Origin of the sequence: Nitrobacter sp. Nb-311A, from assembly GCF_000152905.1 — a bacterium.
GTDB lineage: Bacteria > Pseudomonadota > Alphaproteobacteria > Rhizobiales > Xanthobacteraceae > Nitrobacter.
The window spans coordinates 47,038-55,894 of the sequence record NZ_CH672425.1; the positions used below are offsets into that span (position 1 = coordinate 47,038).

Sequence of the window (8,857 nt, forward strand, 5' to 3'; positions counted from 1 at the left end):
CGGTGAAAGTCTCTAATAGATGGGGGCGAGCGTCTCCTCATCCGCCTCTTCCCTTTTTGTCTAGCTAGGTGCCGATCCTCGCGAGGACGAGCGTTAAGCCATCTGCGCTGTTCGGGCGAATGTGCATCGGCTTCGTGCGTCATGGCGGCGACGTCCACTTATCGGGACATAATGGTCTTCTTCAGGGACGCGTCGTTTTTTCCCTCGGAAAGGTCGATGATGGTCAGCCTGTCGGACAGGAGACGATTTCGCCGCAGAGCGCGCTCGATCTCGCCGACCCGCTCGGGGCTTTGCGGAGACCTGCTCAGGGGTTGGACATTGTCAACTTTTCCATTCGACATATAAAAGCGATAGCGCGCCGCGCCTTCCGTCGCCGGGCCCAGTCCGTTGGCGTGGTTCGCCAGATTGATGTGCGTTCCGACCATTACGCCAGGCGCCAGCTCGTCCTTTCTGTTCGCCGAGACGATGCTCACCGAGCCGTCGTCTCTGACTTCCAGCACTCCTATGTCCGGACTCTTGCTAAGGGGTCTATATTCGCCCCGCCCCCCACCGGAGGTCGTTATCCTGTCGCCCGCGGATTGCCCTTGCTCGACGGTCGATGTGGCCTTTGCGCCTGGGTCGCGGCGGCCGGATGTCTTGCTCTTGGGATCGCCTTTGAAGGCGCCTTCTTCGCCCGCCGTCGTCGAAACTTTCGGAGCGTCGGCGCCGCCTCCTAGCCTTCCCTTGGGCGCTCCCTTGCCGGCGTCCTCGCCCATTTGTGATGTGATTTTCGGACCCCCGACCGCTCCACCTGTCTGGCCGCCGACGCTCGACGATCGCGATCGTCCTACGCCAATGCCCGGTAGGGGCCGGCCAGGAAGCACCGCCGGGCCCGTTCGTCTGAACGCGCCGATCGAAGCCTTGAAGCTGCCTTGTGCCGCGCCATAGAATCCCAAGATCGAGGCAAAGGTCCCGCCCACCTGCAGAAGGCTGTAAAGCTGCTGCAGTTCTTTGACTTGATATTTGAGGCCGTTTTTATATGAGATGATGTTGGGAGTTAGATTCTGATGGAAATATATCTTCCCGTTGGTCGCGGGATACACCAATCCATTCTTTCTCTTTATGTATAAATGGTCGAGTATGACAGACGCTGTGTGCCCATAGTGAAAATCGCCGACGTCGTTCAGCACGAAGTACTCTGACGTGCCGTTCTTGTATTTTACGAGCAGGACGTGGAAGCTGTCGTACTGGACATTTTCCCAGGTCGTCCCCGGCACCGCATAGCCAACGGCGCTAGATATGTTTCGATCGAAATAATTGCTTGAGTACTCCTCATCGGTGTTGATTTTCATGCATCGCGTATTCCAAGGCTCGTCTTCATATTGCAGCATGAATTCGCGTTTGGCGATGTCGCAGTTCAAACCATGGATATCGCGCCTGTATTGTTCGAATAGATCGCCGCTAGACTGCGGCTTTTCTATTTTGATCTCGCTGGCGCAAGTCTCCATAATCACCATCCCCGCGTCCGACCCGCCAAAATCGATCACGGCGTTGCCAACCATCTGCAGATAGCTAGCTTTTGCCTTATCCTTGAAAAAGCGCGTCTTCGTTGCAATCTCCGATGATAGCTGCACCGATACCGATTGCCTTTTTTGGATCAACGCCCTGTCTTTCCTGCCGAGCAAGACGGCGTAGTTCGCGTCATTGCTCTTGTCGTGTTTGAGACGGAGCGCTTCTTCGGCGTCGAATTGCGCCTCGTCCTGCGCCGTTGTGCAGAATGCGCCCGCCGCGCGCGCGCGCTCGATGGCGGCTTCGCGCTCCATGTCGGCTTTGGACTTTGGCTCGCGTTGCAGCATCGGCGCATGGGTACCTCTCTGCTGCGCGACATGAGCCAATTCATGCGCGAGGAGCCAGCAGCCGCCAGCCGTCTCGGGTCCATATGCGCCGCGCCCGAAGGCGACATCCTTACCGAGCGTGAAGGCGCGCGCATCTATTTTATCGGCGGCCGATGCGGCTGCGCCATCGAAATGGAGTCGCACGTCCGAGAAACTCCGTCCGAACCTTGGTTCAAAATAGGCGCGCTGGCTGGGCGTGAGCTGCGCGCCACCACTGAAAACCGCTTGAGCCGCCGCAGCTACGTCGGACCGCGCGACGCGACCACTAGAGTTATCCGAGCCCTTGCGTTGGATGCTTGCATCTTCTTCTTCATCGCATTGCGCGCATTTCCGTTGCGGAGCCGCTATCGGCGCGCTGCTTACGGCTCCCACTGCGTTACCAGCGAGAACGGCGGTGGCGATCCGATCTGCTTCGCGCTCTAATGGATCGTCAATCGCGCCGATGTGCAGCTCATCTCGCCCGACACTGCCGGCGAAGCTTAGCGAAGGTCGGGTCGCTGCGGTTGCTTTTAAGGGAGGCGCGCTGATGGGTGTGCTATCCGAATGGGCTCTGGAAACGAACGCCATAGCGTTTCCCTCCAAAAGGATGAGCGGCAATCATGCTGCCCGCGCCGCGCTCAAGCGGTTGAGCCCGGTTGCGCGCCGACTGAAGATACCGCGCTGGAAAGAACTGGGCAAGTCGGCGCCGGAGGCCTCGCCAGGGTGGGAATACCGCGACTTCAACACTGCGTTCAGGAGGCCGCACGTCTGCGGACGGAAGCGCAGCAGCTTCTGCGAGGATAGCAGCAACAGGAGCTTATAAAGAAGGCGCGGCATACATATACAGCTGCGCATCTCGATGAGTGGCTTCGGTCCCCTGGACTTCGGCCGCAGCCCTTTCCTAACATTGGCGGCGCGCGGGGTCGAGGTCTCGCACATGCGGTGTGGCTGTTCATGCGCCACGAGGGGCTGCGATTCAAAAAAAGCTGTTCGCTCTTGAACAAGGCCGGCTTAATGTGGCCCGCCGACGGCGATACTGGCTATCGTGGCAGCCTGGCCTTGATCCTCAGCGCCTCGTCTTCATGGACGAGACTGGATCAAGACCATGATCGCCACCGATGTGATACTCGCGCTGCTGTCGCGCGGCGCCCGCGTGCCCAGCGCGGGGCTGCCTAGAAAACGAAGTGCGCCGCCGACCATACGCAAGTCGTCGGCGCAGACATCGGCTCAATTTTTCTGATGGAAGAAGCAGACAATATCCCTGACTTCGAAGTCGTCGAACTGGCCGCCGCCAGGCTGACCATCATCGACCCGTCCGACAACTAGCGTGTTGACCTCAGACGAGGCGTGGGCTCAGGACATTCGTGGGAATGACGAACTGCTCATGTCGCCAAAATTCTCCATGGGATGCTGAACTGGCCTGGATCCGTCCAATGGTGACTTCGCCGTTCAGCGAACTGTGGATCGCTACTCGTGCGGATCCGCGGGTCAGCCGCCTCACCATCAAGGTCAGAAGGCCGGGCGACTGGTGCCGACCCCCTGTGTTGAATGTATGCCGGAACGCCGTAGTGAGATTGTCACCAATGACATAGGGCCGATCGAAGCTGCCGTCACGGCCCGCAAGTCCACCCGATCCTGGCTTATTCAGAACTGTAAAGTCGCAGAGTACTGGCATGTATTCGTCTCCTCTGTCAGATGCTGGTCTGAGGGGCGCACCCTTCTGTCGATCGGTTCGGGATGCAGGTTCATTCGTCATTGCCCACGGGAATCAGCATCACGATGGCGTCCAGTCTACCGTAACCATCGCAACTAACCTCGCCCGGGAATGGTGAGGAAAAGTGACGCAAGAGGACTCAATAAATAGGCGCACAAAAAAGACCGTCTTTTTGGCTTAAGCACCTGAGCAAGCGTGGGCAATAGCCATCCCCGAACGAGCGATTTGGGGCTCCTTTTTAGAAAGGCTGGAAAAACCTTTCACTGCGTAACCTCTGTGACCGCGACGCCGGCATCATCTCCCTTGATAGCGGATCGCTCTTCTTACATCTCGCGAAGGTTGGCGGCTCCAGCTTGCACAATCGCGGGGATGCATTGCTACAGTTGCTACGGTTTGAGAGATTCACATGAGAATCAGAGGAGCAGAGACAAAAGCCCTGATCATTAAACCGGAGCGCTCAAAACTCACTGATCTGTTTCCGCTATCTACCTTGGCCGGAATCTGCCGGTTGTCAGTGCACCCCGCCCTGAGGGGGCGGCCTTGCTGCTAGCATGGAATTCTTGACCGCGATTTGCTGCCTGTCGGGACGAACTCTTGGAACGCTGCTGCACCGGGCCGTGTTACTCCTTCATTGCTCGACGCTTGAATCGCCCTTCGACCAAAAACGGAATGCCGCTTATGGGTTTGTGACCTAGGAGGCGAACAACAGGAGAAGCATGGCAGGCGGTCTGGTAGCGTTACTCGATGATGTGGCCGCGCTGGCACGACTTGCAGCAGCATCGGCTGACGACCTGATGACTGCTGCCACAAGGGCGGGCAGCAAGACGGTAGGCGTGGTGATCGATGACGCTGCGGTCACGCCAGGGTATGTCGTTGGACTGCCGCCCGCCCGCGAATTGCCGATCATCGCCAAGATCGCGATCGGATCTCTTCGTAACAAGCTGCTGTTTATCCTGCCGGCCGCGTTAATATTAAGCGCATTCGCTCAATGGGCGCTGACGCCGATCTTGATGCTCGGGGGCGTCTATCTCAGCTTCGAGGGGGTCGAAAAGATTATCAAGTCGCTTAGAGGTGAAAAGGCGATCAAGGAAGTCGCCCGGATAAACGACCCTGCCGAACTTGAAGCACGGCTGGTTGGCGGCGCGATCCGAACCGATCTTGTACTTTCAGCGGAAATAATGGTCATCGCATTGAATGAGCTAGCGGAGGCCTCAATCGGCACTCAGGCACTGGTGTTGGCGTTGGTCGGGGTCGTCGTCACCATCGCGATCTATGGTGTGGTCGGCGTGATCGTGAAAATGGACGATGTCGGCTTGCGCTTGTGGAGGTCGGGCGGAACCGCCGCGGGTTTGGGCCGTGCGATTGTCCGAGCGATGCCTCTGCTACTTACCGCGCTGTCGTTCATCGGCACCGCTGCAATGTTGTGGGTGGGAGGCGGGATTCTGATACATGGGCTCGCCCACTTTGGGTTCGCTATGCCGGAGGAGATCATACACGACCTTGCGGTCGCTGCCGGCGGTAGCGTTTCTATAGTGGAATGGGCGGTCGCCGCTTTGTGCACAGGAATTGTCGGAATCCTTGCGGGCACGATCCCTGCCGCGGCAACGAATTTGAAGCCAAGTGGGAAGCACTGAGACCGCTTTCAAACTTTTGCATAAACGGAGCCCTAAGACGCCTTCTCACATGACGAAGGCCAGAGGGGTCCCAAGTGCGGCACATGGAAGTTGAGCGGCCATGCCCGAGACGACGAGCGCCGCTTCGAAGAGGAGGCCGAGAGCGAGATTGACGAGGAAGAACGTTCGATCAGCCTCAGACTCCAGTGGCGGACGATAACGACGGTGGCGAAAGCCGCCCCATCAAGGCGCAGGTCGCAACGAGCGAGCGCCTGGACAGGCGCGATAGGGCGAAGACGCCGTGGCCAGAGGTGGAAACAAAGCGACTTTGCACCGATACCTCGCCGGATAATGGTGAGGAAAAGTGGCGCAAGAGGACCAATAAACAGGCGTACGAAAGACCGACGTAATGACCGTGACCGTGACCGTCAGCCGCCTGCGCCCACCCGCCGAATTATGCCGGCCACTGATCGCAGTCAGGGTGCGTTCCACCGAACCGCTCGCACCGTCTCCGTAAGCGACGGACTCTACTCAAACTGAAGGTGCACGACTCGAAAATGGTTACGCCATCCGTCTATTTGGTCGAACCCGAGAAGGAAGCCGGGCGGCGAGATGCTCAGGATTTACTTGTTAGTTTTGTGGAAACCTCGGGTTGGCGATGGCCAGCCATTTATCGCTTACAGTGGAATCTTCGTACTGGGGAGGCTTCATACTCATTACAGCGCTTGCTTCCGTGGACCGCCGACGACCATCCGCCATCCATAGGGGAGCGCAGGATCCATTGATTACGTGCATTTAGCCTCATGACAATCCGGCTCAAATATGATTCCGCTGCGTTGAAACGAATGATTCCATAAGAGTGGGCCGTCGAACCGGAATTGTTTCGAGCCGCCCTGCTCTGTGGTGCCAGCAGCCGCAGCTTTGGATAGATACGGAAGTGGCCGATTAGTCCAAGCCTAAACCCAGGCTCTCGTAGCTGCAGGTGCGAACTGCCAGTGGTCCAAACGTCGTATTCGACGTTCTCGAAGGGGAGATGCGGCAGCTTCTCCATAACGCATTCCGCAGGTAATACGGAATGATCAGGTGGAAAAATGGGCGCGCTATGCTCGATATGAGCGCCGATTTTTAGGGAAGGAAGGCATCAAGAATCTCAATTACAGGTTCGAGATGGCCCGCGTCTTTCCGTGCCATTGCCTGCCACTTAGGAGCCTCAGCCTTGCTGCGCTCGTGAAACACTTTTCGGTCAGGACTGGGGTGTCCGCCCGCTCTCTCAATGTCCCATTGATATGCAGCTCCCGATGGTACAACAGAGTATCACCATTTATCAGGTCATCACGGATACGGAGCCAGCGGTGCTGGGCACAATTTGACGTGGGAGAAGAAACTGAAAGAGAAAAGAGAGATCGTCGAAAATTGGCTGCCGCGTTACACGGGCACGCCGCTTAGTGAATTTGGACAATATGTTCTCTTGACGAATTTCGGCACCTACGTCGCCTGGTTCGCCGCTCAGTACGACGTATCGATCAAGGGAATGGATCGACCGATGCCTAACGCGACTGCCGATGGTATTACTTTGATCAATTTCGGTATGGGAAGCCCTAATGCCGCGACCGTGATAGACCTCTTGGGCGCCATTTCCCCAAAGGCTGTTTTATTTCTCGGAAAGTGCGGCGGATTGAAACGCAAGAATCAGAGGGGCGATCTGATCTTGCCCATTGCGGCCATTCGCGGCGAAGGCACTTCGAACGATTATCTTCCGCTGGAGGTTCCTGCGCTGCCCGCATTCCAACTGCAGCGCGCAGTGTCAACCATGATCCGCGACCTGGGTCATGATTATTGGACAGGCACCGTGTACACAACAAACCGTCGCGTCTGGGAGCATGATGATGCTTTCAAGGAGCGGTTGCGTCGCACACGGAGCATGGCGATCGACATGGAGACTGCGACTATCTTTGCTGCGGGATTTGCCAATCGCATCCCCACCGGAGCGCTGCTTCTCGTGTCCGACCAGCCTATGATCCCTGAAGGTGTGAAAACCGAAGCGTCGGATTTAGCTGTGACCGAGAACTATGTTGAAACACACATCAAGATTGGGATAGAGGCCCTCAAACTCGTGCGGCGTCATGGCCGAAGCGTGAAGCACCTGCGCTTCGAAAGCGATTTCGAAGAACCGAATAAGCCATAAAGGCGATAGAGTGTTGAATGCGACGCTGTATTTCGGCGCGGGCTCGACCATGATTGGAAGCGGTCCCGTCCCAGCTCAACGATATCCACGGGCTGAAGAGGCTTTGACGCCCATGGAGGCCATTTTTCCGTCAGAGTGCAAAAGTGAACGTCGATGTCATTCGCACGCGTTCAAATTGCCTCAAAGGAGGCAAATTGGTTACGCGTGCTGCCATTAAAAGATGGGTTACACGTGCGGTTACGCTTCACGGCAACGCAAGAGGTCATAGCCTTAATGAAAAGTGGTCGGGCCTAGCATTGATCGATCACATCGCCAGGTCTGTCACATCTGTCACATGGTTACATTCGTCCGGTCTCTGGCCCATCCGGATCGGCATTTTCGCCGGAATCGATTCGCAACGTAAGCTGGTCTGCCCCCTGAAAGGTGGTCCTCCCTGAAGTAGGTTTTTGAGCCATAGGAGGACGTTGGAATGCCCCAGAAGAAGCACAAACCCGAAGAGATCGTTGCGAAGCTGCGCCAGGTGGATGTGCTGTTGTCACAAGGCCGATCGGTTGGCGAAGCGGTTCGCTCGATCGGTGTGACGCAGTTTACGTACTATCGTTGGCGCAAGGAATTTGGCGGCCTGAAGAGGGATCAGGTGCAGCGATTGAAGGAGCTGGAGAAGGAGAACGGACGGCTGCGCAAGGCGGTGTCGGATCTGACGCTTGAGAAGCTGGTTTTGAAAGAGGCTGCCTCGGGAAACTTCTGAGCCCCGCCCGTCGCCGTCGCTGCATCGATCATGTCATGGCGAAGCTTGGTGTATCGGAACGCTTTGCCTGCCGGGTTTTCGGACAGCATCGTTCGACACAGCGCAAGAAGCCAACAGGGCACGCCGACGACGCGGGGTTGACTGCCGATATCATCAGGCTCGCCACCCGGTATGGCCGCTACGGCTATCGCCGGATCACGGCGATGCTAAGGTCTGAGGTGTCAATCGGCTCGCAAATTTGACCCCGTATCGGCGTTCAATTTTGACCCCTTCGCGCGGCGTGGTTTGAGGGTAGCGCTCGACTCGTCGGAGCTGGCCGGGATTGCGGAGACGAGACGAGCGCGGGTGGCGTGATCGTCGTCGCGGCTTTTGAAGCGCCAGCTGTCGTTACCGGTTTCGACGATGTCGCAGTGGTGGGTCAACCGGTCGAGCAGCGCGGTGGTCATCTTGGCGTCGCCGAACACGCTGGGCCATTCGCCGAAGGCGAGATTGGTGGTGACGATGACGGAAGCACGCTCGTAGAGCCGGCTGACGAGATGGAACAGCAACTGGCCGCCGGATTGGGCAAAGGGCAGATATCCGAGTTCGTCGAGCACGATGAAGTCCATCCGGGTCAGATGTTCGGCAAGCCGGCCCTGACGTCCGTTACGGGTCTCGATCTCGAGGCGATTGACGAGGTCGACCACGTTGTAGAAGCGACCGCGGGCGCCGGATCGGATGCAGCTTCTGGCGATTGCGATGGCC

The 8,857-nt window shown here is 57.5% G+C and carries 5 protein-coding genes and 2 pseudogenes; 5 read left to right on the top strand and 2 right to left on the bottom strand.

Features of this window, described 5'->3' with window-relative positions; genetic code table 11:
* Positions 1–158: 158 nt before the first annotated feature.
* On the bottom strand, positions 159–2,441 hold the full coding sequence (locus tag NB311A_RS19240) for a DUF4157 domain-containing protein (protein ID WP_083780531.1): 2,283 nt from the start codon (positions 2,439–2,441) through the stop codon (positions 159–161).
* Between the two features lie 319 nt (positions 2,442–2,760).
* On the opposite strand from NB311A_RS19240, the pseudogene NB311A_RS21460 reads away from it, so the two are divergent.
* The 5 genes and pseudogenes from NB311A_RS21460 to NB311A_RS20950 all read left to right on the top strand — a co-directional run.
* Positions 2,761–2,956 (top strand): annotated as a pseudogene (locus NB311A_RS21460) (IS630 family transposase); the annotation flags it as partial.
* Positions 2,957–2,958: 2 nt separating this feature from the next.
* Complete coding sequence (locus NB311A_RS22965; RefSeq protein WP_009800341.1) at positions 2,959–3,093, top strand: hypothetical protein; 135 nt, start codon at positions 2,959–2,961, stop codon at positions 3,091–3,093.
* A 1,190-nt stretch (positions 3,094–4,283) separates the two neighbouring features.
* Entirely contained in the window at positions 4,284–5,201 is a 918-nt protein-coding gene (locus NB311A_RS19255; RefSeq protein WP_009800343.1) for a DUF808 domain-containing protein, read from the top strand.
* 1,345 nt (positions 5,202–6,546) lie between these two features.
* Positions 6,547–7,365 carry an AMP nucleosidase gene (locus NB311A_RS19265; RefSeq protein ID WP_009800346.1) on the top strand — a complete coding sequence of 273 codons (819 nt, stop codon included), beginning with the start codon at positions 6,547–6,549 and terminating at the stop codon, positions 7,363–7,365.
* A 469-nt stretch (positions 7,366–7,834) separates the two neighbouring features.
* A pseudogene (locus NB311A_RS20950) lies at positions 7,835–8,325 on the top strand (transposase); the annotation flags it as partial.
* A gap of 9 nt (positions 8,326–8,334) precedes the next feature.
* On the opposite strand, the gene NB311A_RS19280 reads toward NB311A_RS20950, so the two are convergent.
* Positions 8,335–8,857, bottom strand: a 523-nt coding sequence (locus tag NB311A_RS19280; RefSeq protein WP_009800348.1) for an ATP-binding protein, incomplete at its 5' end; no start/stop codon positions are given.

Bases quoted from the DNA above. Each gene is read 5' to 3' on its own strand.
- NB311A_RS22965 (WP_009800341.1), top strand. From the start codon at position 2,959: ATGATCGCCACCGATGTGATACTCGCGCTGCTGTCGCGCGGCGCCCGC.
- NB311A_RS19240 (WP_083780531.1), bottom strand. From the start codon at position 2,441: ATGGCGTTCGTTTCCAGAGCCCATTCGGATAGCACACCCATCAGCGCG.
- NB311A_RS19255 (WP_009800343.1), top strand. From the start codon at position 4,284: ATGGCAGGCGGTCTGGTAGCGTTACTCGATGATGTGGCCGCGCTGGCA.